At 61.5% G+C, this 22,680-nt stretch carries 19 protein-coding genes; 9 read left to right on the plus strand and 10 right to left on the minus strand.

What is annotated here, in order from left to right:
* Nucleotides 1–5: 5 nt before the first annotated feature.
* From dsrO to CZ345_RS03080, 6 genes are all read right to left on the minus strand, one after another.
* A complete protein-coding gene (gene dsrO / locus CZ345_RS03055; RefSeq protein ID WP_077071726.1) occupies nucleotides 6–764 on the minus strand; it encodes a sulfate reduction electron transfer complex DsrMKJOP subunit DsrO in 759 nt (252 codons plus the stop codon).
* Nucleotides 751–1,167, minus strand: coding sequence for a sulfate reduction electron transfer complex DsrMKJOP subunit DsrJ (gene dsrJ, locus CZ345_RS03060; protein WP_077071727.1), 417 nt, complete (start codon nucleotides 1,165–1,167; stop codon nucleotides 751–753). Before dsrJ ends, dsrO begins: the two co-directional genes overlap by 14 nt.
* A complete protein-coding gene (gene dsrK / locus CZ345_RS03065; RefSeq protein WP_077071728.1) occupies nucleotides 1,168–2,802 on the minus strand; it encodes a sulfate reduction electron transfer complex DsrMKJOP subunit DsrK in 1,635 nt (544 codons plus the stop codon). It abuts the gene before it with no gap.
* A 13-nt stretch (nucleotides 2,803–2,815) separates the two neighbouring features.
* Entirely contained in the window at nucleotides 2,816–3,829 is a 1,014-nt protein-coding gene (gene dsrM, locus CZ345_RS03070; protein WP_077071729.1) for a sulfate reduction electron transfer complex DsrMKJOP subunit DsrM, read from the minus strand.
* Complete coding sequence (locus CZ345_RS03075; protein ID WP_077071730.1) at nucleotides 3,826–4,392, minus strand: RsbRD N-terminal domain-containing protein; 567 nt, start codon at nucleotides 4,390–4,392, stop codon at nucleotides 3,826–3,828. Before CZ345_RS03075 ends, dsrM begins: the two co-directional genes overlap by 4 nt.
* A 165-nt stretch (nucleotides 4,393–4,557) precedes the next feature.
* Nucleotides 4,558–5,589: a hypothetical protein gene (locus CZ345_RS03080; RefSeq protein ID WP_077071731.1), complete on the minus strand. Its 1,032-nt coding sequence runs from the start codon at nucleotides 5,587–5,589 to the stop codon at nucleotides 4,558–4,560.
* A 280-nt stretch (nucleotides 5,590–5,869) separates the two neighbouring features.
* On the opposite strand from CZ345_RS03080, the gene lgt reads away from it, so the two are divergent.
* The 8 genes from lgt (at nucleotide 5,870) to CZ345_RS03120 (ending at nucleotide 15,441) form a co-directional block, all read left to right on the plus strand.
* Entirely contained in the window at nucleotides 5,870–6,655 is a 786-nt protein-coding gene (lgt, locus tag CZ345_RS03085) for a prolipoprotein diacylglyceryl transferase (protein ID WP_077071732.1), read from the plus strand.
* Nucleotides 6,652–8,016, plus strand: a complete 1,365-nt coding sequence (locus CZ345_RS03090; RefSeq protein ID WP_077071733.1) for a 5'-deoxyadenosine deaminase — start codon at nucleotides 6,652–6,654, stop codon at nucleotides 8,014–8,016. The genes lgt and CZ345_RS03090 overlap by 4 nt, the downstream gene beginning before the upstream one ends.
* Nucleotides 8,017–8,295: 279 nt before the next feature.
* Nucleotides 8,296–8,853: a 4Fe-4S dicluster domain-containing protein gene (locus CZ345_RS03095; protein ID WP_077071734.1), complete on the plus strand. Its 558-nt coding sequence runs from the start codon at nucleotides 8,296–8,298 to the stop codon at nucleotides 8,851–8,853.
* A gap of 3 nt (nucleotides 8,854–8,856) precedes the next feature.
* Nucleotides 8,857–9,807, plus strand: coding sequence for a CoB--CoM heterodisulfide reductase iron-sulfur subunit B family protein (locus CZ345_RS03100; protein ID WP_077071735.1), 951 nt, complete (start codon nucleotides 8,857–8,859; stop codon nucleotides 9,805–9,807).
* On the plus strand, nucleotides 9,804–11,777 hold the full coding sequence (locus tag CZ345_RS03105; protein ID WP_077071736.1) for a CoB--CoM heterodisulfide reductase iron-sulfur subunit A family protein: 1,974 nt from the start codon (nucleotides 9,804–9,806) through the stop codon (nucleotides 11,775–11,777). The genes CZ345_RS03100 and CZ345_RS03105 overlap by 4 nt, the downstream gene beginning before the upstream one ends.
* Nucleotides 11,765–13,219: a hydrogenase iron-sulfur subunit gene (locus CZ345_RS03110; RefSeq protein WP_077071737.1), complete on the plus strand. Its 1,455-nt coding sequence runs from the start codon at nucleotides 11,765–11,767 to the stop codon at nucleotides 13,217–13,219. Before CZ345_RS03105 ends, CZ345_RS03110 begins: the two co-directional genes overlap by 13 nt.
* Nucleotides 13,216–14,580 carry a 4Fe-4S dicluster domain-containing protein gene (locus CZ345_RS03115; RefSeq protein WP_077071738.1) on the plus strand — a complete coding sequence of 455 codons (1,365 nt, stop codon included), beginning with the start codon at nucleotides 13,216–13,218 and terminating at the stop codon, nucleotides 14,578–14,580. Before CZ345_RS03110 ends, CZ345_RS03115 begins: the two co-directional genes overlap by 4 nt.
* A gap of 9 nt (nucleotides 14,581–14,589) precedes the next feature.
* Nucleotides 14,590–15,441 carry an FAD/NAD(P)-binding protein gene (locus tag CZ345_RS03120; RefSeq protein WP_077071739.1) on the plus strand — a complete coding sequence of 284 codons (852 nt, stop codon included), beginning with the start codon at nucleotides 14,590–14,592 and terminating at the stop codon, nucleotides 15,439–15,441.
* 497 nt (nucleotides 15,442–15,938) lie between these two features.
* Here the strand turns inward: CZ345_RS03120 and CZ345_RS03125 are convergent, their stop codons facing one another.
* The 4 genes from CZ345_RS03125 to trmFO form a co-directional block, all read right to left on the minus strand.
* Nucleotides 15,939–16,592, minus strand: a complete 654-nt coding sequence (locus tag CZ345_RS03125) for a C40 family peptidase (protein ID WP_077071740.1) — start codon at nucleotides 16,590–16,592, stop codon at nucleotides 15,939–15,941.
* A gap of 284 nt (nucleotides 16,593–16,876) precedes the next feature.
* On the minus strand, nucleotides 16,877–17,836 hold the full coding sequence (locus CZ345_RS03130) for a magnesium transporter CorA family protein (protein ID WP_077071741.1): 960 nt from the start codon (nucleotides 17,834–17,836) through the stop codon (nucleotides 16,877–16,879).
* 117 nt (nucleotides 17,837–17,953) lie between these two features.
* Complete coding sequence (locus CZ345_RS03135) at nucleotides 17,954–18,322, minus strand: hypothetical protein (protein WP_077071742.1); 369 nt, start codon at nucleotides 18,320–18,322, stop codon at nucleotides 17,954–17,956.
* 162 nt (nucleotides 18,323–18,484) lie between these two features.
* Nucleotides 18,485–19,900 carry a methylenetetrahydrofolate--tRNA-(uracil(54)-C(5))-methyltransferase (FADH(2)-oxidizing) TrmFO gene (gene trmFO, locus CZ345_RS03140; protein WP_144277234.1) on the minus strand — a complete coding sequence of 472 codons (1,416 nt, stop codon included), beginning with the start codon at nucleotides 19,898–19,900 and terminating at the stop codon, nucleotides 18,485–18,487.
* Between the two features lie 406 nt (nucleotides 19,901–20,306).
* On the opposite strand from trmFO, the gene CZ345_RS03145 reads away from it, so the two are divergent.
* Complete coding sequence (locus CZ345_RS03145; RefSeq protein WP_077071744.1) at nucleotides 20,307–22,373, plus strand: elongation factor G; 2,067 nt, start codon at nucleotides 20,307–20,309, stop codon at nucleotides 22,371–22,373.
* The last annotated feature ends 307 nt before the right edge of the window (nucleotides 22,374–22,680 follow it).

Raw genomic sequence — 22,680 nt, forward strand, 5'->3', positions numbered from 1 at the left:
CCCTCCTAGATGATGTAGTAGACGCCGGGATCGGTGCCCAGTTCGGGCCTGCGGCGAATGCTGAAGTTCTTGGAAAGGACACGGCGGACGATGGAGTTCGGGTCGTTGAGATCGCCGAACATGATGGCCCCGTTGGAGGCCTCCACGCAGGCGGGCATGAGGCCCTTTTCCAGGCGTTCGGCACAGAAGGTGCACTTTTCCACCACGCCGCGCATACGGGTGGGGTAGGCGGGGTTCAGGTCCTTGATGAAGGGGCGCGGATCCTGGAAGTTGAAGCTTCTGGAGCCGTAGGGGCAGGCGGCCATGCAGAAACGGCAGCCCACGCAGCGGTGATAGTCGATGGCGACCAGGCCGCCTTCCGTCTTGTAGGTGGCGCCGGCGGGGCAGACGCGCACGCAGGAAGGATTGGTGCAGTGGTTGCACAGCAGGAAGAAGCGGCGGTTTTCGATGTTTTCAGGAAGCATCGGGTCGGGGTCGTTGGCGAAGGCGTGTTCGAACGTGTCGTCCCAGAGCCACTTGATTTCGCGGGGAGCGGGGATGTCGGGCACGTTGTGCACCTTGTGGCAGGCTTCCACGATGGGGCGCATGTCTTCGGGCGTCTGGATGCGGCGGGTATCGATGACCATGGCCCAGCGATGGGCCTTCAGGCCTTCGGGATAGGCTTCATAGGAGGCCTCGGCCGCTTCCGCGCGGGCCGCTCCTGCGGCCAGGGCGAAGGTGGACAGGCCTGCGACCTTGAGAAAATAACGTCTACTCGAATTCATGATTGTTCCCCTGGGGGATGACGTGGCAGTCCCAGCAGTACGGGTTCACGCTGTTGGCGTTGTGGCACTTGTCGCAGAAGTCGGCCTTGTTGCTGTGGCAGGCCATGCAGGTGTTCTGCAGACTGGTTTCCCATTTCTTGCCGTCGGAAGCGACGTAGATGCGCTTTCCTTCACGCAGGGCCTGATCGCGCCATTCAATGAGAAGTTCCATGTGGTTGGCGGCCATCCATTCCCTGGGCTCGATGCACTCGGTGCGCTCTTCGCCGAAGAAGGTGACGGGTTCCGTGGGGAGCACCACTTTGACCTCTTCATGGCTGGAAGAAAGCATATTGATCCAGAAGGGCGCGGTGAACAGCCCGGCAAAGACAATGATGCCGGGGATGACGAATTTTGCGTTATACATTTATGCTTCCTCCGAGGCGGCGGGATCTTCATCGGGGAAGGGCAGATCTTCCTGACGCAGATCCATGGTGCGGGGAATTTCGCCCTTCATCACCAGAGCGTTGGCCACGAGTTCATGCAGGCCGCTGACCGTGACGCCGGGAACCCAGTAATCGACGAGCGGAGGCAGGGCGGCGCGGTCGAGGGCGCACACGCAGCCCATCCAGTTCACGCCCTTGGTGTCGTGCACATAGCGCAGGGCGTTGGCGCGGGGGAAGCCGCCGCGCAGGCGCTGATCCATGATTTCCTCGGCGTTCAGGCCGGAACCGGAACCGCAGCAGAAGGTTTCCTCGCGGATGGTGTGCTCGGGCATTTCCACGAAGTTGTTGCAGACATGCCGGAGAATGTAGCGGGGTTCTTCCAGAAGACCCATGGCGCGGGCAGGGTTGCAGGAGTCGTGCCAGGTGGTGATGATGTGGTTGTTGCGCTCGGGGCGCAGGTTGAGCTTGTTGTGCTTGATGAGGTCGGCCGTGAATTCGGCGATGTGCACCATCTTGGTGGCGGCGGCATTCTTGAACACCGTGCCGGTGATGGGGGAAACGGGCGTTTCCATCTTGGGCGGAGTGGGGCCGTTGTAGGTGGCCATGTACTGGTTCACCACGCGCCACATGTGGCCGCATTCGCCGCCGAGAATCCACTTGCTGCCCAGGCGTTCGGCTTCGGCGTACATCTTCGCGTTGAGGCGCTTGGCCACGTCGAAGGACACGAAGGAACCGAAGTTGCCGCCTTCGGAAGCGTAGGTGGACAGGGTGTAGTCCAGGCCGATTTCATGGAACAGCATGAGGTAGCCCATGAAGGTGTAGATGCCCGGATCGGCGAAATAGTCGCCGGAAGGAGTGATGAAGATGACTTCATGACCCTTTTCGTTCCACGGCGGATCGACGCGGATGCCGGTGATGGTCTCGATGTCGTCGCAGAGGAATTCCACGATTTCACGCATGGAATGGGGCTGGACGCCGAGGTGGTTGCCGGTACGGTTGCAGTCGTTGACCGAGTTCATGATCCAGTGGATGCCGAGACCGAGGTCGAGCAGCATCTGGCGCACGATGACCGTGATTTCCGCAGTGTCGATGCCGTAGGGGCAGAACAGGGAGCATCGGCGGCATTCCGTGCACTGGTAGAAGTAGATGAACCACTCCTTGATGACGTCCTTGTCGAGCTTGCGCGCACCGGCGTATTTGCCGAGCAGACGGCCGGCGGTGGTGAAGTCCTTGCGGTACACGGAACGCAGAAGTTCGGCGCGCAGCACGGGCATGTTCTTGGGATCGTTGGTGCCGATGAAGAAGTGGCACTTGTCCGCGCAGGCGCCGCAGCGCACGCAGCAGTCCATGAACACCTTGAGGGAACGGTGCTTGTTCAGGGCGTCCTGCAGGGAATTGTGGAGGATTTCCTCCCAGTTCTCGGGCAGTTCCCAGTCTTCGCTGTCGGGAGCCCAGTCATGGGCGTTCTCGAAGCCGAGCCCCTTCAGTATTTCCGTCTTGGCGGGATAGCAGAAGCTGCCGGGATGGAAATCCGGCTTGGTGTCCATCCATCCCTCTTTGGGGAAGGAAGCAGGCGTTGCCGCCAGCAATTCTTCGGGTGTGGGCATTTTTGCCATGACCAGTAACTCCTTAGGCTTCCGTCTTGGGTTCAGGCTGCTTTTCTACAGGGATGCCGGCCTCAACCATGGCTTCACGGAAATCATCTTCATATTCTTCGTAAGTGTGGTAATGCTTGGGCGGATTCCAGGGGTTCACATGCCGTTCTTCGCGGGTGTTGCACTTCATGTTGCGGGTGGGGCTCATGAAGACGCCGCCCATGTGCATCAGCTTGGAGAAGGGGAAGTAGATGAGAAGCGCGCTCACCAGCGTGACATGGATGAAGAAGATGGAACCGAGACCGGAGGGATCGACGGGCTGCAGCGTGGCGAGGCCCATGATCACTTCCTTGGCCTGGTTGATGTCCACCTTGGAGATGTAGCGCATGCAGATGCCGGAACCGGCGATGGCGATGAGCAGAAACAGCGCGAAGTAGTCGGCGGGCAGGGAGATGTAGCGGAGCTTCTCCGTGCACACGCGGCGCAGCAGCAGGAAGGCGAGGCCGGCGAGAATGAAGGCGTCGGTCAGGTAGAAGCGGGGAGCGCCCACCTGGAACACGCCGTCCACGAATTCGATGACGGCGATGCACACCGGCACCGGATCAAGGAAGAAGCGGGCGTGGCGGATGATGATCACCAGCATGCTGTAATGGAACAGCAGGGCGAACACCCACAGCCACTTGTTGGAAAAATAGGTGACGCGAGGCGCGCCGTCGATGGTGGTGCGTTCCGCTCTCGTGTTGCGGAACAGGGACCGGAAGGCGAACACCTCAAGGATCATGCGGCCGACGACGGCGGGCGTGGTCCAGGGGCACTCCAGGCGGTTGGGCTTGATCCAGTCCAGGGAGCGCTGCTGGCCCGCCACCGTGGGAATGGCGAACGGGACAGGCGATTTGGCCCAGCGGATGATTTTCCAGATGAAGCCGATGATGAACACAGCACCCGCTGTCAGCGGTAAGATCACGCCGAGCAGATACTGCAGGCCAAGTGCTGACCCCGCCCATCCTATGAACAGGATAAGCAGAGTTGCCGCAAATGCGATGGTCATTCCTCTACCCCTCGATTTTCAGTTTCAGAAGCAGGTTCCGCCTGCTCCCTCCGAAGCTTGGCCAGCCGTATCACCTGCGACTGGCTTCGCTTTACTTCCTCCACTCTGATCCTGAACACGCGCTCCCGCGCATCCGAATACATGTCGAGCGCCATGAGCCCCAGGGTGTCTATTCTGGACTCCATGGCGAGGTACTCCGTGAGTGCCCCGGCGTCGGCATGTTCCGTCTTCAGGCATTCGGGCAGCACTTCGGCGCGCAGCAGTTCTTTGAGCAGGTACAGCGTCCCCACGGCTTTGGATGGGGGCATGTCCTGCACGGCGCGTATCCAGATAAGATCGTGAAGGGCTCCCTTCACGGTTTCAGGGTCGGCGTCCATGCCGATGACGGCGTCGAAAAGCACGCCCGCAGCGATGCGCGTCGTTTCCCCCACGGGGTTGGCGAAGCGGTCGCGGCTGGTTCGCATGAAACCCTTGCTGTCGAGAGGATAGCTGGCAAAGAACCGGTTTACCCAGCGGTCTACCAGCACATCTCTCCGGCTGCTGCACAGTTCTGTGATGTCCATGTATGCCTTGCGTGAGTAATGGTGAAAAGGACCGGCCCAAAGATGGCCGATAATTTGGCCGAGGTTAGCTTAACTTTTGCGCGTAGACAAGTCGGCATTATTGCCGATTGCCGCGTTTTCTCCTGCTATGTCGCATGATTGAAAAAATTTGGAAGATTGTGAAGGTCAGGGCAGCATGCCGCTTGTGTCGATGAGGCCGCCCGGAGAACCTTCGGATGCGTCGTTTTCGCAGGGGGAATCGGCCGTGCCGTCGCAGAATCCGGCCACGCCGATTTCAGGAAGAAAAGCGGGGGAGGAGCGTTCAGGCTCCGGAGCGGCGGGGCTGCTTGAGGAAGCGCGGGGTTCTGTCAGGAAGGAGGGCAGACCCTGAAATTCCAGAAAGGGCAGGCGGTTGCTTCCCGCGCCGAGCACATGGGCGTGGTTGCGCCACAGCCGCAGCTGCAGAAGCAGCATGTCCGGCCGGAGCAGGCCGAAGCGGAGGGACTTGTCCTCTTCGAAGGCAGGCTCTGCGGGTACGGCCTTCTGCGCTTCTTCCACGGCCTTCATGAGGGGCAGGCCTTTTTCCAGCTGTTCCTGCATGGCGGAAATGACCCAGATGTCGCGCGTATCTTCGGGTACGGGATACCAGGCCGTATCCTTCATTTCTTCCGCCTGGGAAAGGAGCGTACGGCATGCGCTGCAGCTCGGGGAGAAGTAGATATGAACGGAAGTGTCCTCCCGTGCAGGCATGGGTGACCAGGGCCCGGCGAGGTCGCGCAGGACGCCGCCCGCGTTCACGATGAGCAGAATAAGCCAGGCGGCGATCAGCGCAGAGCGTTCTCTTTTGGGGGGCAGAGCCTCGTTTCGGAAAGCAAGGAAGGAAAGGGCGATGGCGGAACCGACGATGAGGCAGTTCACGCACGGCGCGGTGAAGATCATGACGCAGAGCAGAACGGTATCGACGGCAAGGGCCAGAGAGGCGCAGAGAAAGGCCTCCCTTGTACGGCGCAGCAGGGAAAGGATGAGCAGAACCGCAAAAAGAAAGGCCCCTGCCTGCCAGAGGGATATGCCTGCCAGCCGGAAATCCTGAAAGAGCGTGCATCCGTCGGTAAGGCAGAGGGCTTCGCCTCCGGTGAAGAAGACCCAGAGGCAGAAGAGAAGGCCCGCAAGAGAGACTGCGGCCGCAACGAGAGGGAAGGGACGAGTGCTTTTGAGCATGGCGGCTCCGTAATGATCGTTTCTTCGGAAGTAGCGTAGTCGCCCTGCCGCGTAAAGCGTTTTTTGTTTGTGCCCGGGCGGCGGAACATGATTTTCATTCCCTGTCGGAACGTGTTTTCTTTCCGTGGGAACACGGGAACTGCCGTGTATTTTCCGGGCAGGGCAGGGCGCGACGGGCTTTTGCGGAACTTCGGCAGAACGGGCGGCGCGGATGCGGCAGGGGGCTCTCTGGCCTGTCCTTTCCTTTTATGGTAAGGAGCGCGGGAACAAGGAGAACTCGATGCAATATCCTTCCATAGATCCTGTGGCCCTCTCTCTCGGGCCGCTGCAGCTTCACTGGTACGGGCTCATGTATGTTTTCGCCTTTCTTGCCGGATGGCTTCTTGGGCGCTTCCGGGCGTCACGTTCCTGGAGTTCCTGGACGGCGACGCAGGTGGACGACTTCATCACCTGGGCCATGCTCGGCGTCATTCTCGGTGCGAGACTCGGCTATGTGGTGTTCTACGATTTTTCCGCATACATGGCGGACCCCATGGAAATCGTGCGCGTATGGAACGGCGGCATGTCCTTCCACGGAGGGCTGCTCGGCGTGGTTACGGCAAGCTGGCTGTGGGGCCGTAGAAACGGGAAGAATCTGGTGGAGATTCTCGATTTCGTGGCGCCCCTTGTGCCCACGGGGCTGTTTTTCGGGCGTATCGGCAACTTCATCAACGCCGAGCTGTGGGGCAAGGTGACGCAAAGCCCCCTCGGCATGGTGTTCCCCGGCGCCGGGCCTCTGCCGAGGCATCCTTCCCAGCTGTATGAGGCCGGTCTTGAAGGCATTCTGACCTTCATCATTCTGTGGGCCTATTCCTCGAAGCCCCGGCCGCACGGCGCGGTGGCGGGGCTTTTCGCCGTGCTCTATGCCGTAAGCCGCATCACCGTGGAATTCTTCCGCGTGCCCGACGCGCAGCTCGGCTATCTTTTCGGCGGCTGGGTGACCATGGGGCAGATACTCTGCCTGCCGCTCCTTGCGGCGGGGCTGTGGCTCCTGTTCCGTGCTCCCGGGAGGAATAAGGCCGCATGAGAACGCTTTTTCGAGACGGTCTTGCCGTCACCATGGATGCGGAACGCCGTGTGCTGCGCGCCGATATTCTGGTGGAGGACGACCGCATCGCATCCGTTGCACCCCATGAGGAAAGTTTCCGGCCGGAAGAAGGGGTGGAGGTTGTGGAACTTGGCGGCATGGCGGTGATTCCGGGCCTTGTGCAGGCGCACATGCATGTGACGCAGGCGTTTTTCCGTGGCCTTTGCGACGATCTCGCCCTCATGGACTGGCTGCGCGAGCGCACCTGGCCGCTGGAGGCGGCGCATACGGCAAGGAGCAACGCCGCCTCTGCACGCTTTGCCGCCATGGAGCTTATCCGGAGCGGAACGACCTCGCTCATCGACATGGGCACCACCCTGCACCAGGACGCCATTTTCGAGGTCATGGCCGAAACGGGCCTGCGCGGGCTTTTCGGCAAATGCATGATGGATGAAGGGGAGGGCGTGCCTTCAGGGATGAAGGAGGATGCCGGGGCCTGCCTGAAGGAGACGGAGCGGCTCATACGCCGCTGGCACATGGCGGAAAACGGCCGCCTGCGCTATGCCGTGGCTCCGCGTTTCGTGCCTTCCTGTTCACAGCGCCTTCTTGCCTCCGCACGGGACATGGCGCGGCAGAACGGCCTTCGTCTGCATACCCATGCTTCGGAGAATCTCGGAGAAATTGCGCTGGTGGAATCTGTGTGCCATGAGCGCAACGTGCTTTTCCTGCACCGCATGGGCTATACCGGCGAAGACGTGGTACTTGCCCACTGCATCTGGCTTGATGACGATGAAAAGCGCCTTCTTGCCGAAACGGGAACCCATGTGGCCCACTGCCCCTCCTCCAACCTCAAGCTTGCCTCCGGCATCGCGCCCGTGGCGGAGCTTGCCGCTCTCGGTGTGAGCGTGGGCATAGGGCTCGACGGCGCGCACAATCATATGGACGGACTGGAGGAACTGCGCCGGGCCTCGATCCTTCAGAAGGCGCTTACCCATGATCCGAAGGCTCTTCCCGCCATGCAGGCGCTGGAAATGGCCACGCTGGGCGGCGCTGCGGCCATGGGCCGGGAGAAGGATCTCGGCAGCCTGGAACCGGGCAAAAAGGCCGACCTCGTGGTGCTTAACATGGACAAGCCCCATTCGCTTCCTTCCTTCGGCCGCGACATCGTGCAGCGCATAGCCTATCAGGCCACGCACGAAAACGTGGTGCACACCATGGTGGACGGAACCTTTCTCTACCGCGACGGCGTCTTTCTCACGCTGGATGAGGGAAGAACGCTGAAGGAAGCGGAAGAGGAGTGCGCGCTCCTCATGTACAGGGCCGGTCTGCCTCCGCTCGTCTCAGCTTCCGCGCGGTCGTGAAGGGAGAAAAGGCGAAGCCGTCTCCGCCCCCGCGGAGGGAGCGTTTTTCCCGTTGCCGCAAGGCAAGGAGTACGGCCGGAAGGGGCGGAAAAACGGGACATTCTTTCAAAACGCATTCCACGGCGGCTCTGGACTTGACGTCGGAAGTGTGTTCTACTGCATGTTGTTAAAAGGGATACTGCTGTCCTTTTTTTGTCAGACACTGAAAGGCTTTTTCTGTGCCGGGCAGAAAGCATCGTGAGTTTCGACCGGTTTGAGAAGTCTTCAAGGGGAGTCTCTATGAACATCACTAGGCTTGATAAAGCCAGGGACCTGAAGTTCAAGCGTCAGGTCGAAGAAGAGAGCGGTCAGAACCTGTCGGCCTGCTACCAATGCGGCAAGTGCACGGCGGGCTGCCCCGGCGCCCAGTTCTATGACCGTCAGGTCAGCCAGATCATGCGCGCCGTGCAGATGGGCCTCAAGGAAGAGGCCCTGAAGAACCGTTCGCTGTGGCTGTGTCTGTCGTGTTCGACCTGCAGCGCCCGCTGCCCCAATAATATCGACGTCGCCGCGGTGATGGAAACGCTCCGCATGATGGCCCGTCGCGAGGGGTGGGTGCAGGATCGGCCCATCGAATCCTTCTGGAAGGCGTTTCTGGATACCGTGCACGCTACGGGCCGCTCCTATGAACTCGGCGTCATGGCCGACTACATGGGGCGCACGCTGCGCGGCTGGGGCAACCTGGAAATAGCCCCCACGGCGCTTCTGAAGAACAAGATGCCCTTCATTCCCTCCGTCATCCACGGCCGCGAGGAAGTGGCGCGCATATTCAAGCGCTACGCGGAAAAGAGGAGCTGAGCCATGAAATACGCCTACTATCCCGGCTGTTCGGGCCACGGCACCTCGGTGGAGTACGAAGCCTCCACCCGCGCGGTGTGCAACGCGCTGAACATGGATCTTGTGGAAATCGAAGACTGGAACTGCTGCGGCTCCACGCCCGCCCACTCCGTAAGTCACGAGCTTTCCGGCGCCCTTGCGGCGCGCAACCTGATGCAGGCCGCGAAAACCGGCGCCGACTGCGTGATTTCTCCGTGCCCGAGCTGCTCTTCCAACCTGAAGATGGCCCGCTACCGTATGCAGAATCCCGCCTTCAAGGCCGGTGTGGACGAACTGCTCGACGCCCCCACCCCTGCCAATGCCGAAGGCGGGGCCGACCTCATGGAAACCTACTCCGTGCTTCAGGCCATCGTGGAGCATGTGGGGGTTGAGAACGTGGCTTCCCGCGTGACCTATCCTCTGGAAGGCGTGAAGGTCGTCACCTATTACGGCTGTCTCCTGAGCCGTCCCGCCCATGTGGCGAAGTTCGACGACCCGGAGAACCCCGTTTCCCTCGACAACATCATGAAGGCTCTCGGCGCGGAAGTTCTGCCCTTCGCGCTGAAGACGGAGTGCTGCGGCGCGGCCATGGGCATCCCGGACGTGAATGTTCCCGGATCCCTGAGCGGCCGCATTCTCGACACGGCCAAGGCCGTGGGCGCGGAAGCCGTGGTTACCGCCTGCCCCCTGTGCCACATGAATCTCGACCTGCGCCAGCGTCAGGCCGCCAGGATTTCGAAGAAGAGCTTTTTCGGTCTGCCGGTGTTCTACTACACCCAGCTGATCGCGCTCGCCTTCGGCCTGCCCAGAAACGCCATGCGTCTGGACAAGCTGGCCGTCAATCCCTATCCCCTTCTGGACAAGATCGCCGAGCGCCGCAAGGCGCGCGTTTCCGCCGAGCTTGAAGCCATGAAGGCCGCAGGAGCCGCATCATGAAAATCGGCGTATTCGTCTGTCACTGCGGCAGCAACATCGAAGCGACGGTGGATACCGCCACGGTTGCCAAGATCGCGCTGACCTACCCCGATGTCGTGTTCTCCGAAGACACCATGTACACCTGTTCCGAACCCGGGCAGGAAAACATCGTCCAGGCCATCAAGAAGCACGGCCTCGACGGCGTGGTGGTGGCTTCCTGCTCTCCGCGTATGCACGAACCCACGTTCCGCCGCACCGTGGAACGCGCTGGTCTCAACCGCTACATGTTTGAAATGGCCAACATCCGCGAACACGTTTCGTGGATCGGCCGCGACCGCGAAGCCAATACCAACAAGGCCGCCGAGCTGGTGCGTCTTGCCGTGGAAAAGCTGCGCCGCAACACGCCCCTTTACGCCAAGCAGTTCGACGTGACCAAGCGCGTTCTCGTCATCGGCGGCGGCGTGGCGGGCATCCAGGCCGCTCTCGACGCTGCCGAATCCGGCATAGGCGTGGTCATGGTGGAACGCGAAAGCACCATCGGCGGCAAGATGGCCAAACTCGACAAGACCTTCCCCACCATCGACTGCTCGAGCTGCGTGCTCGCCCCCAAGATGGTGGACGTGGCCCAGAACCCCAACATCACGCTGTACGCCCATTCCGAGGTGGAGAGCATTTCCGGCTTCGTCGGCAACTTTACCGTGAAGATCAGAAAGCGCGCCACCTATGTGGACTGGGACAAGTGCACCGGCTGCGGAACCTGCACCGAGAAGTGCCCCAGCAAGAACGTGCCCGACGCCTTCAACGAAGGCATCAGCAACTGCCGCGCCATCAACATTCCCTTCCCCCAGGCCATTCCCAAGAAGGCCACCATCAACCCCGACTACTGCCGCAAGATCAAGGAAGGCAAGTGCGGCGTGTGTTCCAAGGTGTGCCCCACCGGAGCCATCGTGTACGATATGGTGGATGAGATCGTGGAAGAAAAGGTGGGCGCCATCATCGCGGCCACCGGTTACGACCTGGTGGACTGGACCGTGTACAAGGAATACGGTGCTGGCGCCTATCCCGACGTCATCACCAGCCTCCAGTACGAACGCATGATGTCCGCTTCCGGCCCCACCGGCGGCCATATCCACCGTCCCTCCGACGGTATGGAACCGAAGAACATCGTGTTCATCCAGTGCGTGGGGTCCCGCGACTGCTCCATCGGCCGCCCCTACTGCTCGGGCTTCTGCTGCATGTACACGGCCAAGCAGGCCATCATGACCAAGGACCATCTGCCGGATGCGGAAGCCTTCGTGTTCTATATGGACATCCGCGCCCCGGGCAAGATGTATGACGAATTCACCCGCCGCGCTCAGGAAGAGTACGGCGTGCAGTACATCCGCGGCCGTGTTTCGGCCATACAGCCCACGGTGCGTCCCGACGGCAAGGTCGGCTACATCGTGCGCGGCGCGGATACGCTGCTCGGCGAATCCGTGGAGGTCGATGCGGACATGGTGGTTCTCGCCGTGGGCGTGGAAGGCTCCAGGGGCGCGGGCAATCTTGCGGAAAAGCTCCGCATTTCCTACGACCATTTCGGCTTCTTCATGGAAAGCCATGTGAAGCTGCGCCCCGTGGAAACCAATACCGCAGGCGTGTACCTCGCCGGCGTGTGCCAGGGCCCCAAGGATATTCCCGCCTCCGTCGCACAGGGCAGCGCCGCGGCCGCCAAGGTCATGGCTCTGTTCTCCAAGCCCAAGCTTGAGAACGACCCCCAGGTCTCCGTGGTGGACATCAAGCGCTGCGTGGCCTGCGGCAAGTGCATCAAGGTCTGCCCCTATCAGGCCATCGAGGAAGTGGAGATCCGCGGTCAGAAGAAGGCCCATGTGATCGAAACGGTCTGCCAGGGCTGCGGCGTCTGCACGGCCACCTGCCCGCAGGGCGCCATTCAGGTCGCCCATTTCACTGACAATCAGCTTCTCGCGGAGGTGAACGCCCTATGTCTGTCTTAGCCGGCAAGGAGCTCCGTATCGTAGGTTTTCTGTGTAACTGGTGCTCTTACGGCGGCGCCGACACGGCCGGTACCGCCCGTGCCGTTCAGCCTACCGACCTTCGCATCATCCGCGTTCCCTGCTCGGGCCGCGTGAATCCTCTCTTCGTGCTCAAGGCCCTCATCAACGGGGCCGACGGCGTTCTGGTGTCGGGCTGCCATCCGCGCGACTGCCATTACTCCGCGGGCAACTACTACGCCCGTCGCCGTCTGGAAATGCTCAAGCAGTTTCTGCCCGTCATCGGCATCAACCCCGACCGCTTCGAGTACACCTGGGTTTCCGCCTCCGAAGGTCAGCGCTGGAAGGACGTGGTGACCAACTTCACGAACCGCATCCATGCCCTCGGCCCGGCCCCCCGCTGGGAAGACGTGCCCGCCCGGTACGACAGACCCGAGGAACTCGTGGAGTCCATCCGTCCTCTGGGCTGCGGCGAACATCCCTCCCTGCCCGAACTCAAACAGGCCATCAAGGACGCCCTGGCGGGCGGCCTGGAAGGCGTGCTCGGCTGGAAGCAGGGCTTCGACGCCGTACATGCGGAACCTGTGTTCATGACCACGCCCGAAGAAGTGGATTCCCTCATCTGGGGCCCCTTCAACGTGCACAACCTCGCCGTATATCTGCCCCAGTACAAGGGCCGCAAGATAGGCGTGGTGGTCAAGGGCTGCGACAGCAAGGGCGTTGTGGAACTTCTGGCCGAAGAGCTCATTTCCCGCGAGGATGTGAAGATCTTCGGCATGGGCTGCAACGGCACGGTGAACGTGTCCCGCGTGCTGGCGAAGCTCCCCGAAGGAGCGAAGGTGGAATCCTTCACGGGCAAGGGCAACAGGCTCATCGTCACCGCCGATGGTCAGGAATACGAAATGACCATGGCTGAAGTGGCGCAGGACAAGTGCCGCACCTGCACCAGGCCCAACGCCGTGCTTTCCGACGTGTTTGTGGGCAGACCCACCATCGAGCCCGAGGAACCTGCCGACGGCCGCAGCCCCGCGCTGCGCTTCCTCGACTCCCTGAGCCTTGAGGAACGCATGGGCTACTGGAAGGGCCAGATGGAACGCTGCATCGCCTGCCATGCCTGCCGCGGCGCCTGCCCCATGTGCGTATGCCGCGACCACTGCGTGTCCGATTCGCGCGATCCCGCGTGGGTCACGCAGGAAGACACCGTGCAGCAGAAGCTGTTCTTCCAGCTCATCCACGCCCAGCATCTCGCCGGGCGCTGCACGGGCTGCACCGAATGCGAACGCGCCTGCCCCATGGACATTCCCGTGTTCGCGCTCAAGCAGCAGTTTGGCCGCATGATTAAGAAGATCTTCAGCTACGGCGCGGGCCTTGATGTGAACGCCACGCCTCCGCTGCTCACCTATCAGGTGGAAGAACCGACTATCAAGGAGCGTGATCTGGCATGAGCAGTCTCCTTTTCGCAACACCGAAAGAGCTGACGGGCTGGCTTTCCCACCTGGCCTCAGGCTATCGCGTGCTGGCTCCCCGCAAGGAAGGCCCCAGCGTGGTCTATCGCCCGCATACGGCGGAAGAACTCGCCTCCGCCGATGTGGATGCGCTGCTTCGCCGCGCCACGGCTTCTCCCAAGCAGGCCATGCTGCCCCAGTGTGAAACGCTGGTGACCTTCAAGTCCGTGAAGAACGAGGAAGACCCCTCGAAGCTGACCACCACGCTGGAAAATCCCTGTCAGGCCGAACCCACGGTACTTTTCGGCTGCCGCCCCTGCGACGCGCGCGGCTTCGTGGTGCTCGACCGCCCCTACCTGGAAGGAAAGTTCAAGGACCCGTACTACGGCGCCCGCCGCAAGGCCACCGTCATCGTGACGCAGGCCTGTCCCACGGCCTTCTCTTCCTGTTTCTGCAACTGGGTGGGGAGCCATCCTTCCGATAAGGAAGGTTCCGACGTCTTCTTCACCGCCGTGGAAGGCGGCTTCGTGCTGGAAGCGGTGACGGAAAAGGGCGCCTCCCTGCTGGAAGGCGCGGGCTTTGCCGACGCTGCCGACAGGGTCGCCGATGTGGAAGCTGCTCATGTCGCCGCAGCAGCCTCCCTGCCTGCGCCCTCCACGCTGACCCATGTGGCCGAAAAGGTGGCTTCCCGCTTCACCGATACGGCCTTCTGGGAAAAGGAAACGGTCAAGTGCCTTTCCTGCGGCGCGTGCACCTACCTGTGCCCCACCTGCCAGTGCTTCACCATTACCGATGAAGGCTCGCAGCTGGACGGCCGCCGCCTGCGCAGCTGGGATTCCTGCATGTCTCCGCTCTTTACGCTGGAGACGAGCGGGCACAATCCCCGTCCGAGCAAGGCCGACCGTATGCGCAACCGCGTCAGCCACAAGTTCAGCTTCTACCCTGAACGCTACGACGGCTTCTTCTCCTGCGTGGGCTGCGGCCGCTGCGTGGTGAGCTGCCCCGTGTCGCTGGATATCCGGCACATGGTGAAGGCCGCCGTGGAAGGCGCGACCATCGAAATCAAGGAAGAAGCGGCTCCCGCTCCTGCGGAAGCCCCTGCGCCCGAAGCTGCCGCGGTGGAAGTCCCCGTGGAAGCTGCGGCTGCGGAAAAGGCCGCTGCGCCCACCCCGGTGGAAGCTCCCGCCCCTGCGGAAGCCGCTCCCGAAGCTGCGGCGGAAGAAGTCGCCGTGGCGGAAGCGCCTGCCGAAGCTCCGGCTGCGGAAGTCGTCGAAGCCCCCAAGGCTCAGGTCAAGGCATCCGCGCCGAAAGCCGCGCCGAAGACTTCCCGTTCTTCCAAAAGCAAGGCCAAGAAGAGGTAAGGAGAGACTATGAGCGAACATAACTGCGGCTGCAGCAAGAATCCTTACCTGCCTGAAGTCGCCACGGTTCTGGAAGTCATCACGGAATCGCCCACCATCAAGTCGTTCCGCGTGCGCTTCGACAATGAGGAAGCCTGGAACAGCTTCACCTACCAGCCCGGTCAGGTGGGGCAGCTTTCCGTGTTCGGCGTGGGCGAATCCACGTTCGTCATCAACACTCCGCCTTCATGCAGGGATTACCTTCAGTTTTCCGTCATGCGCGCAGGCGAGGTGACCACCGCCATCCACAAGCTGCAGCCCGGCGACAAGGTGGGCGTGCGTGCTCCTCTGGGGAACTATTTCCCCTATGAGCAGTGGAAGGGCAAGAACATCGTGTTCGTGGGCGGCGGCATCGGCATGGCGCCCATCCGCACCATCATGCTGCACGTCATGGAGCACGCTTCCGAGTACGGCAAGCTCAGCCTGCTGTACGGCGCGCGTTCTCCCGAAGACATGGCCTTCAAGGGCGACCTGCCCGGTTGGCTGGAGAGCGACGTTCTGCACACCACGCTCACCATCGACCGCGAAGCGCCCAACTGGCCTCACCGCGTGGGCATGATTCCCAACGTGCTCAAGGAACTCGCCCCCAGCCCGGACAACACCATCGCCGTGCTCTGCGGCCCGCCCATCATGATCAAGTTCACGCTGGCGGCGTTCCGCGAACTGGGCTTCAAGGATGAGAACATCATCACCACCCTTGAGCGCCGCATGAAGTGCGGTATCGGCATCTGCGGGCGCTGCAATCTGGGCGGCAAGTTCGTCTGCCTGGACGGTCCCGTGTTCTCGCAGGCTCAGCTCAACGAGCTGCCCCCGGAAATGTAGTCTGACATCCTTTTGAAAAAAGGCCCCTTCCCAGGAAGGGGCCTTTTCGCGTCTTCGGCCGGGGAACGCCTTTCCTCCGGCCGGGGGCCGGCTCCGCCCGCCATGTTCCGGCAAAAGCGGGGAGACCGGAAGAGGAAAGACTCCGGTCCGGCATATTGCCTGCGGGAAACGCGGAAGCTCCGGGAAGAGCGGAACATGAACGGACGGAACGGAGAAACGCGGCGCGACCGGTGACGCCCCGTTGGGGGGATAGGCTCGGGGCGCGTTATGCCGCATGTCCGCCTTCCATGAAGTGCCGGAAGGCGGAGCTCATGTTTTTTCAGGACCGGGGCGTTTTCCCGGAAGGGCGGATTTTTGAAACAAGAGGCGGCGTTCTCGAGAACGGGAAGGACTCGCAGAGCGTTCTTCCGCGCGGGGCGGCGGTCGCAAAAGCGGCGGTAGAGAAGAAAAAAGCCACGGCAGAACCGTGGCTTGAAGGAAGGCGGTTCCGCCCTCCGTCAGGAGGGCATGTCCGCGATGACGGCGTCGGCGACATCGGGAATGAGGGAAAGGTCGAGGTCGCAGGGCGGGGCTTCAAGCACGCGGCGGGCCGTAAGATAGTGACGGTTCCAGTAGGAGGCGTTCAGCTTTTCGATGCGGACGGAGGAACCGGCGGAAGGACTGTGGATGAAGCGCCCGTCGCCGAGGTAGATGGCGGAATGCCTGCCGTTGGGCGTATTGGCGATGCGGAAGATGATGATGTCGCCGGGCAGAAGGTCCTCTCTGTCTACCGCATGCCCGGCACGGGACTGCCGCACCGAATCGCGCGGCACAGTAACACCGTATTTGGAGAACACCCAGTACACGAAGCCGGAACAGTCGAAACCGGACTTGGGGGAGGCTCCGCCGGACCGGTAGCGAATGCCGATATGTTGCCGGGCAATGTCGGCCACGTCTTCCCCGAGACTCATGACGGTAGGGCAGAGATTGGTACGGTACACGACCGGGGAATGGGGGCCGGGCAGTATTCCTTCCGTGGAAGCGGAGGATGCGGGCTGTGTCTGAGGAGCGGGAAGAATTTCTCCGCCCTTTTTGGGCTGGCAGGCGCACAGACAAAGAGACGCCGCTCCGGCGCAGAGAAAGAGAGAGAAAGTGCGGGAACGTGGGAACATGAGGGCTCCTTTGCGTGCCGCAGAAAACGGAACGTCTGAGAAAGAGGGGCAGGGCGGCGGCGAAAAAAAGCCCCGTCAGGGGAATTTTTTTCAGGATGCTTCGGAAGCGTCCCTCTGTCAAGCACGCGAAAAAAAGCCATGATGCGGCGGAACCATGGCGGAAGGCAATGATTTTCCGTTATGCAGCAAAGGGAAAGGGCCGTGCCGTGCGTTCGGCCGGAACCGGGGCGGGAATCTTTCAGCCCCGCTTTTCCGGCTGAGGCGGAAAGCCTGCTTTTTACCGGCTACTTGAACCAGCCTTTTTTGAAGAAGAACAGCAGCAGCGACACGGTGATGAAAAACATGATTCCGAGCACTGCAAAGTAGCCGTATTCCCAGTCCAGTTCCGGCATGAAGTGAAAATTCATGCCGTAAATGCCCGCAATGACGCTGAGCGGCATGCAGAGCGAGGTGAGCACCGTGAGTACGCGCAGCCTGTAATCCGTTTTTCTCTGAGCGTGGAGCAGGCAGTCGTTGTGCAGATCGCGCAGCCGTATTTCCAGCTGATCCTGGCTGCGTACCACATGATTCTGGCTTTCCATGATGTCGCGCAGTTCCGTCTTCAGGTGCTGGAGGGGAAGATTCTGCGCCTGTATGCTCTGCAGGGCAGCCATGCAGTAATGCTGATCTTCGAACTGCGAATACAGGCGCGCCACACGGCGGCGGAGGGCGATGAGTTCCTCCTGTCGTATGTTGTCCGGCTCGTCGTCGATACGGTCGGCCAGATTTTCCACTGCCGAACGGGCGGCCATGTACTGGAGGGTGCTGATGTCCGTGCAGACGTCCAGAATGAACAGCAGAAGAGCCTGACTGGAAAACTCCGCAGGCTGGTTGCCGTTTTCCAGCCTCTGGCGCGCCCTGTCGAACAGCGGGGACTGATCGGGCCCGATGCTGAACACGGCGTTCTTCACGCACAGAAGCATGACGTAGAAGGCCTCTTCGCCGTTCCAGCGGGAACGTTGGGGAAAGCGGAGAAAAAGGCAGCTGCGGCTGACATCCACGGAAGGAAAGCGGACGGGAATGGTGCAGGCGGTAACGGCTTCCTCCTCCACTCCCATGCCGCGAAGGACGTCGGCGAGGGCCTCGCGTTCCTGTTCCGATTCCTCCTTCAGGCGGATATCATGCCAGGCAACGGCCGTCTCCTCCGTTTTGTGGTCAAGCCATACGCCGTCGGATATGTTCAGATAGGAGTGTCGTATGTCCATGGGGCAAGGCTAGCACGAAAGTCGCACAGGGAAAAGAAGCTGAGGGTGAGAAAGGAGCGGAGCAGGCTTTTTCGGGCCTTGCCTTCCCGCTCCGCCGAAGGCGGAAGCGCGTCGGATCTACAACAGAAACCTTTTTATCCTGACGAGGGTTGAGGCATATTTTTCCGGTATGGGAATGCGCCTTCCCTGTACGAATTCGGCAAGGGCGTTGTCGATACCGGGCACGGAAGAGCCCGCCTTCCTCAGGCATATCCGGCTTCCGTCGTCGGTGATGGAGTCATCGCGCACGGTCACCGTAATGTCCTGCTTCATGCCGTTGATGGAAAAATTGACCATGAGGCTCATATCCTCACGGCAGACGATGCTGTGGATATGGAGAAAATCCGAAAGTCGACGATTAAGGAGTGACATGACTTTTCCGTTGTCCAGAATGAACTGCAGGATGTTGCGTTTGATGTTCATGGCCGGACTGTCCTGAAGTTCCATGACGGGGGCCTGTTTTCAGACAGGGCTTTTGCCGGAAGGCAAGGGACGTGCAGGGAAAGTCGCCGGGCAGAAATGGCTTCTGCCCGGCCAGGATTGCTTTAGCTGTCGGCACGGGGCCTGCCGCCGTGCCGACGGCGCTTCGAAGGGGCGGAGCGGGAAGCCTCAGATGCCTTCGCGTTCACGCCATGCCGCAAAGTCGATACGGGCACGGTCGGCCATTTCCGCCTTGCGGGCCTTCTTCTTCGTGCGTTCGGCCAGCTCCGGCATGAGGCCGAAATGAATGTTGGAAGGGGTGAACTGCCGGGAGGGCGTACGAAGGTGATTCATGAGCGCGCCGAGGGCCGTGGTCTGCGGGGGAAGGGCGAGTTCCCTGCCCGTGGCCCGGGCGGCAAGCAGCATGCCCAGCCACAGGCCGCAGGCTGCGGATTCCACATAGCCTTCCACCCCGGTTATCTGCCCGGCAAGGTGCACATGGGGACGCGCCTTCAGCGAAAGGTCGTCGTTCAGGCATTCGGGGGCGTTGACGTAGGTGTTGCGGTGCACGCTGCCGAAACGCAGAAATTCCGCATGAGCAAGGCCGGGGACGAGGCGGAACACCCTGTCCTGCGCGCCGTAGGTCATTTTCGTCTGACAGCCCACAAGGTTGAAGGACGTACGTTCGGCGTTTTCGGCCCTGAGCTGGAGCAGGGCATAGGGGCGGCGGCCCGTGCGCGGGTCCGTGAAGCCCACGGGCTTGAGCGGCCCGAAGGTAAGGGTGCGGTCGCCGCGGTCGGCCAGCGCCTCGATGGGCATGCAGCCTTCGAAGTGTATTTCCTTTTCAAAGTCGTGGGCGGGCACGCGCTCGGCCTCGCGCAGGGCTTCGTAGAAGGCCGTATATTCGCTGCGCGTCATGGGGCAGTTCAGGTAGTCGCCGTTTTCCTCGGCCTGGGGATCGACCATGGTTTCCATGGGCTTTTCCAGAAAGGGCGCGTCGTCGGAGTAGGGGGGCGGGGCGTCGTTGCCGTAGCGGGAGCCGCGGAACGCTATGCTCATATCCACGGAGTCGGCCCGTACGATGGGGGCGATGGCGTCGTAGAAGTACAGACGGCCCGGGCCGTCTTCGGGAGAGATGACGGCAGAGAGCGAAGCGGCGAGATTTTCCGAAATGAGCGGCCCTGCGGCCACGATGACGGTTTTCCCTTCCAGTTCCGGCGCGTCGAGGTCCGGTATCTGCCGCCGCACGAGGGTGATGAGGGGTTCTTCCTCCACGCGGCGGGTGAGTTCCCGGCTGAACAGCTCCCTGTCCACGGCAAGAGCCTTGCCCGCAGGAACGGAACAGGTTTTCGCGATATCCATGGTCACGCTGGACAGATCGCGCATTTCCTCCTTGAGCAGGCCCACGCCGGACCCCTGAGCGTCGTTGGAGCGGAAGGAATTGGAACAGACGAGTTCTCCGAGCAGCGGGCTGGTGTGGGCGGGGGAGAAGGCTTCCGGCTTCTGTTCATAGAGCGTGCAGGGGAGATGGGCGCGGGCAAGAGCGAAGGCGCATTCGCACCCCGCGAGGCCGCCGCCTATGATGACGAAAGCGGGCGTTGACATATCCATGGTGACTCCGTGAAGGCAAGGGCGATATCGCCGTTGAATGGTGCGCTTCGGCGCGGCACAACCTTACTGGAAGACGCGCGGGAAGTCACTCTTTTATGCGTACGCCGGAAAAGTCCGCTTTTTACCAGAAAAATAGCGGTATGCGCTTGACAGGGCATAGCGGCACTTTTTATGACCTTATAGAAAGAATTCATCGAAACACCCTCCCGGTAGGAAAAGGCCTGCCGTTGAGCGGACGCGATGGATCTTTTTTTGTAATTCCCTCTCTCCGGGGAGGGAGTGCGGCACCCGTCCGCCGGCGGAAAAATCCGGGACGGGGCCTCTGTGGATTGAAACATTGAGCCGATGCGGGAGTATGCTTCCGTATCCATGAGAAATTCAAACCCCAGTGGAGATTCGTATGTCCATAGCTTTGGAGAACCAACGCACCTATGCTCTTGTCGGCACGGGCGGCAGCGGTAAGACTTCGCTTGCAGAAATGCTTCTTTTTCAGGCCGGTATCATCAATCGTCTTGGCGCCATAGAAGAGGGTACCACGGCTCTGGACTACGAACCGGAAGAAATCAAGCGCCGCGGCTCCATTCAGCCCGGTTTCGCCACCTTCGACTGGAAGGGATTCCGTCATAACCTTGTGGATATTCCCGGCGATTCCAACTTCTCCGCCGACATGGAATGGCTGCTTTCCGCCGTGGACAGCGCCGTCATCGTGGTGGACGCCGTGGACGGCGTGCGCCCGCAGATGCGCCGTATGTGGAAGAGCGTGAAGGCCGCCGGTCTTCCCACCATCGCCGTGGTCACCAAGATGGACCGCGAACGCGCCGATTTCGACGCTGCCCTGAACAGCCTGACCACGCATCTGGGCGTGCGTCCCGTGGTGTTCTATATTCCGATTCTGGAAAAGGGCGAATTCGTGGGGCTCGTGGACGTGTTCGCCAGCAAGGCGTACCGCTTCCTTGAAAACGGCGAAACGGAAGAAATCGCCATTCCTGCGGAACTGGAAGACGAAGCCATTCTGCTGCGCGACACCTCCGTGGAGAATATCGCCTCTTCCGATGAAGACCTCATGAACCGCTATCTGGAAGAAGGCTCCCTTTCCGACGAAGACATCACCCTCGGCCTGCGCAAGGGTGTGCTTTCCGGCGAAATCGTGGCCGTGCTTCCCTCTTCCGCCATGCAGAACAGAGGCGGCCGCCGTCTGCTCAACCAGATCAACAACCTGCTGGCTTCTCCGCTGGACCGTCCCGCCGTGCTCGGTACCGACGCCTCCGAGCGCGCCGCCGATCCCGAAGGCCCGGCGACCTGCCTGGTCTTCCGCTCTCTGAACGACGCCTTCTCCGGCCAGGTGAACATGATCCGCGTCCTTTCCGGCACCATTTCTTCCGATTCCACGCTGAAGAACATGCGCACCGGCGAAATGGAACGCCTGGGTTCCCTGTTCTACGTCAACGGCAAGACGCAGACCGCCTGCAAGGACACCCTCGGCCCCGGCTCCATCGTGGGCGTGACCAAGCTCAAGGGCACCCGCACCGGCGACACCCTGTGCGACGAAAAGGCTCCCTTTGAAGTGGAACTTCCCAAGCTGCCGCCCCAGCTCATCACCTTCGCCCTCGCTCCCAAGCAGAAGGGTGATGAAGACAAGGTCTTCGCCGCCGTGCAGAAGCTCCTCGACGAAGATGTGACCCTGAAGCTCAGCCGCGACGAGGAAAGCTCCGACATCCTGCTCGCCGGTATGGGCCAGCTGCATATCGAAATTTCCGTGGAAAAGGCCCGCCGCCGTTCCAAGGTCGACATCGAACTCAAGACGCCCCGCGTGCCTTATCGCGAAACCGTGCGCGGCAAGGTGCAGGTGCAGGGCCGTCACAAGAAGCAGTCCGGCGGCCGCGGCCAGTTCGGCGACTGCTGGATTGAAATGGAAGGCGCGCCCCGGGGTTCCGGCTACAGCTTTGAAGACGGCATCGTGGGCGGCGTGATTCCCCGCCAGTACATTCCCGCCATCGACAAGGGCATTCAGGAAAGCGCGGCCCGCGGCTACCTCGCCGGCTGCCCGGTGGTGGACTTCCGCGTGCGCGTGTACGACGGTTCCTACCATACCGTGGACTCCTCCGAAATGGCCTTCAAGATGGCCGGTTCCATCGCCTTCAAGGCCGCCATGGCCCAGCTCAAGGTGGTGCTGCTCGAACCCATCGTGCAGATGACCGTGACCATTCCCGATGAATACATGGGCGACGTCATCGGCGATCTGTCTTCCCGCCGCGGCAAGGTGCTCGGTTCCGACTCCCAGGGCGGCATTACGGAACTCAAGGTCAACGTGCCCATGAGCGAAGTGCTCCGCTACGCCCCCGATCTGCGCAGCATGACCGGCGGCCAGGGCGTGTTCACCATGGAATTCGACCACTATGAGGAAGCTCCCCAGCCCGTGGTCGACAAGGTCGTGGCTGCTCATCAGGCCGCCAAGGGCAACGAATAGGCTCCAGACCGTCTGAAGATGAAACGCGGCGTTTCCCGGCAGGGGAAGCGCCGCGTTTTTCGTCATGTCCCGGGCGGGGAGTCATGCTTTTCTCTCCGGCCTGCCCGGCAGGCACGCCGCGGGAATAATCCTGCTTCTTCCGGCAGGGGGCCCCGCCCGTCCCGTCCGCAGGCAAGGGAACATGCTCCGGCTTCATGGTGTTCTGTCGTGAGCCGCCCGGAAAAGGGGATACGGCGTACGGAAAAAGCCCGGCCGTCTGCCGGGCAGGCCGGGGCGGCGGGCTTTGTCATACGGTTTCCGGGATGAT

Origin of the sequence: Mailhella massiliensis (genome assembly GCF_900155525.1) — a bacterium.
Classification (GTDB): Bacteria; Desulfobacterota; Desulfovibrionia; order Desulfovibrionales; family Desulfovibrionaceae; genus Mailhella; species Mailhella massiliensis.

Excerpts from the sequence above, each read along its gene's own strand:
- CZ345_RS03105 (WP_077071736.1), top strand. The coding sequence starts at position 9,804 with ATGAAAATCGGCGTATTCGTCTGTCACTGCGGCAGCAACATCGAAGCG.
- dsrK (WP_077071728.1), bottom strand. The coding sequence starts at position 2,802 with ATGGCAAAAATGCCCACACCCGAAGAATTGCTGGCGGCAACGCCTGCT.
- CZ345_RS03080 (WP_077071731.1), bottom strand. The coding sequence starts at position 5,589 with ATGCTCAAAAGCACTCGTCCCTTCCCTCTCGTTGCGGCCGCAGTCTCT.
- dsrM (WP_077071729.1), bottom strand. The coding sequence starts at position 3,829 with ATGACCATCGCATTTGCGGCAACTCTGCTTATCCTGTTCATAGGATGG.
- CZ345_RS03095 (WP_077071734.1), top strand. The coding sequence starts at position 8,296 with ATGAACATCACTAGGCTTGATAAAGCCAGGGACCTGAAGTTCAAGCGT.
- dsrJ (WP_077071727.1), bottom strand. The coding sequence starts at position 1,167 with ATGTATAACGCAAAATTCGTCATCCCCGGCATCATTGTCTTTGCCGGG.
- CZ345_RS03115 (WP_077071738.1), top strand. The coding sequence starts at position 13,216 with ATGAGCAGTCTCCTTTTCGCAACACCGAAAGAGCTGACGGGCTGGCTT.
- CZ345_RS03120 (WP_077071739.1), top strand. The coding sequence starts at position 14,590 with ATGAGCGAACATAACTGCGGCTGCAGCAAGAATCCTTACCTGCCTGAA.
- trmFO (WP_144277234.1), bottom strand. The coding sequence starts at position 19,900 with ATGTCAACGCCCGCTTTCGTCATCATAGGCGGCGGCCTCGCGGGGTGC.
- CZ345_RS03110 (WP_077071737.1), top strand. The coding sequence starts at position 11,765 with ATGTCTGTCTTAGCCGGCAAGGAGCTCCGTATCGTAGGTTTTCTGTGT.
- CZ345_RS03100 (WP_077071735.1), top strand. The coding sequence starts at position 8,857 with ATGAAATACGCCTACTATCCCGGCTGTTCGGGCCACGGCACCTCGGTG.
- CZ345_RS03090 (WP_077071733.1), top strand. The coding sequence starts at position 6,652 with ATGAGAACGCTTTTTCGAGACGGTCTTGCCGTCACCATGGATGCGGAA.
- CZ345_RS03125 (WP_077071740.1), bottom strand. The coding sequence starts at position 16,592 with ATGTTCCCACGTTCCCGCACTTTCTCTCTCTTTCTCTGCGCCGGAGCG.
- CZ345_RS03075 (WP_077071730.1), bottom strand. The coding sequence starts at position 4,392 with ATGGACATCACAGAACTGTGCAGCAGCCGGAGAGATGTGCTGGTAGAC.
- lgt (WP_077071732.1), top strand. The coding sequence starts at position 5,870 with ATGCAATATCCTTCCATAGATCCTGTGGCCCTCTCTCTCGGGCCGCTG.
- CZ345_RS03135 (WP_077071742.1), bottom strand. The coding sequence starts at position 18,322 with ATGGAACTTCAGGACAGTCCGGCCATGAACATCAAACGCAACATCCTG.
- dsrO (WP_077071726.1), bottom strand. The coding sequence starts at position 764 with ATGAATTCGAGTAGACGTTATTTTCTCAAGGTCGCAGGCCTGTCCACC.
- CZ345_RS03145 (WP_077071744.1), top strand. The coding sequence starts at position 20,307 with ATGTCCATAGCTTTGGAGAACCAACGCACCTATGCTCTTGTCGGCACG.
- CZ345_RS03130 (WP_077071741.1), bottom strand. The coding sequence starts at position 17,836 with ATGGACATACGACACTCCTATCTGAACATATCCGACGGCGTATGGCTT.